Raw genomic sequence first — 1,912 nt, 5'->3', positions numbered from 1 at the left:
TCCCTGCCAAAGGCAGACCACCCAAGTTAAGCCTGGAGGATCAGGTTCTGCTCTGTTTGAGCTATTGGCGGGAATACCGAACCTTATTTCACGTTGCGACGAGTTACGGGGTTTCAGAGCCCACAGCCTCAAGAATTGTCCGTCATGTTGAAGACTGCCTGATTCGGTCCAATCTTTTTAATTTACCTAAAGATTTACCCGAGGGCAAAGGCATAGACTGGAATGTGGTGATCGTGGATGCCACAGAAATTCCAATCCAAAGGCCTAAAAAAACAGAAGAAAAGCTATAGCGGCAAGAAAAAGACCCATACCTTTAAAGTACAGGCCATGATTCACTACAAGACTCAGCAAATTCTGAGTTTATGTACCAGTCGTGGTGCTGTACATGATTTCGAGCTCTTCAAACGCAATTTAAACCAGATTCCTTCAGGAGCCTTTGTTCTTGCAGATAAAGGTTATCAGGGGATTTATACTTTGTATCCCAATAGCCTGTTGCCCTTAAAAGCCAAAAGACGCTGTAAATTGGATCCTGAACTAAAAATCTATAATCAGGAAATCAATAAAAGAAGAATAGCAATTGAGCATGTATAGCCAAATAAAAAACATAAGCTACATTAAGTTAAATGCCATGTCTAAGGCTTGTGGGAGATTTCTATTGTCCTGAGCAACCATGTGCCTGATTTTACTTTTCAAAATCGACCATGCTCTTTCAATAGGATTGAGGTCGGGACTATAGGCAGGTAGATAGACAATTCTCGTCTGATATTGAGCTGCTAAATCATCGATCACTTTTCCTTTGTGTATCGATGCATTGTCGAGGATCAGCAAATATTTTTTAGTCTGAATATCCGGGTGTTGCAAACCCTGCAACAAATACTCTAACCAACATACGAAAATATTCCGATCACACGAACCTTGAAACACTAAAGGTTGAATAAACTTCAATGGTGCATTTGATCTCACAGCACTGATCATACTGAGTCTCGTACCATGCCCACCTGACCTGAATGCATGACAACGTTTTCCTTTAGGAGACCAACCATATTCTGCGGTTTCATTGGTATTGATGCCTGATTCATCGATATAAAGAATGTGATCCTCGCCATATTGCGCTTTCCATTGAGGCAAACACCATTCAAATACAGCACGGCTTAACTTGCAGGCTTATTTGTAGAGAAAACTCTTTTTTTACGCGTCCAGCCCATTCGATTGAGAGCACCTAGGATCACCTGATAACTCACGCTATATCCAAAGTGCAATGCAAATAAAGAAACAAGATCTTTGGCTTGGGTAAATGGGGTTGTTTTTACAAATGCTTCAAAGGCTTGCAGATCCAAAATGCATGAGGGACGTCCTGTATTTGGAGATTTAGGCTGCTTGAGCTGACCGGTCTGTTGTTCGAGTAGAATCCAATCATCTAGAGTCGTTCTGGCAATATTAAACAGTTCGCATGTCTTCGATTTATGCTTCGATTCTTTATAAAACTGCATGACTTTTTCACGTAGATCGACAGAATATGTTTTTGGCATAATTTTAAAAGTGAGTGTTTTTTTCTATTGTAGCTCATCTTCTTAATTTAGCTATATTTGGCAGCCTGAAAACCTTCAAGATCCTTGCGGAACGTTATCGCAATAGAGCTAAAAGACTTGGTTTGAGATTCAATCTAATTGCTGGAATTTATAACTTGGAGCTGAGTAAAAAATGATTTATGAAAGAGGTCTTATATATAACCCGAATCATGGATAAGAAATTCAGTTGAAAAAAAAGATGACTGAGTTAATAAGAGAGTTACCACACACTTTTATTAACCAGCCATCCTATGTTCGAGTTTACAACTTTATTCTGCACAATTGATGATTTTTTTCAAAAAAATGAAGCGGTCTATTGGCAGTATCTAAAACAAGAAAATCCT

At 39.2% G+C, this 1,912-nt stretch carries 4 protein-coding genes and 2 pseudogenes; 4 read left to right on the top strand and 2 right to left on the bottom strand.

Annotated elements, in window-relative coordinates; all coding sequences use genetic code 11:
• Both AC5YCD_RS15705 and AC5YCD_RS15700 read left to right on the top strand, forming a co-directional pair.
• The coding region (locus AC5YCD_RS15705) for a transposase family protein (RefSeq protein WP_496129747.1) at positions 1-290 on the top strand (290 nt) is incomplete at its 5' end.
• On the top strand, positions 238-591 hold the full coding sequence (locus AC5YCD_RS15700; RefSeq protein ID WP_496130883.1) for a transposase family protein: 354 nt from the start codon (positions 238-240) through the stop codon (positions 589-591). The genes AC5YCD_RS15705 and AC5YCD_RS15700, both read left to right, overlap by 53 nt.
• 18 nt (positions 592-609) lie before the next feature.
• On the opposite strand, the gene AC5YCD_RS15695 is transcribed toward AC5YCD_RS15700, so the two are convergent.
• Both AC5YCD_RS15695 and AC5YCD_RS15690 read right to left on the bottom strand, forming a co-directional pair.
• On the bottom strand, positions 610-1,128 hold the full coding sequence (locus tag AC5YCD_RS15695; protein ID WP_496130882.1) for an IS630 family transposase: 519 nt from the start codon (positions 1,126-1,128) through the stop codon (positions 610-612).
• A 23-nt stretch (positions 1,129-1,151) separates the two neighbouring features.
• Positions 1,152-1,529, bottom strand: coding sequence for an IS630 transposase-related protein (locus tag AC5YCD_RS15690; protein ID WP_496130881.1), 378 nt, complete (start codon positions 1,527-1,529; stop codon positions 1,152-1,154).
• Between the two features lie 59 nt (positions 1,530-1,588).
• Here AC5YCD_RS15690 and AC5YCD_RS15685 point away from each other — a divergent pair.
• Positions 1,589-1,705, top strand: a pseudogene (locus AC5YCD_RS15685) (IS5/IS1182 family transposase); the annotation flags it as partial.
• A 114-nt stretch (positions 1,706-1,819) separates the two neighbouring features.
• Positions 1,820-1,912 (top strand): annotated as a pseudogene (locus tag AC5YCD_RS15680) (IS982 family transposase); the annotation flags it as partial.

This window comes from Acinetobacter sp. CY05 (assembly GCF_059515805.1).
Note: the sequence above shows the minus strand (reverse complement) of the source record. Positions and strands in the feature narration are given on the sequence as shown.

Excerpts from the sequence above, each read along its gene's own strand:
- AC5YCD_RS15700 (WP_496130883.1), top strand. The coding sequence starts at position 238 with ATGCCACAGAAATTCCAATCCAAAGGCCTAAAAAAACAGAAGAAAAGC.
- AC5YCD_RS15690 (WP_496130881.1), bottom strand. The coding sequence starts at position 1,529 with ATGCCAAAAACATATTCTGTCGATCTACGTGAAAAAGTCATGCAGTTT.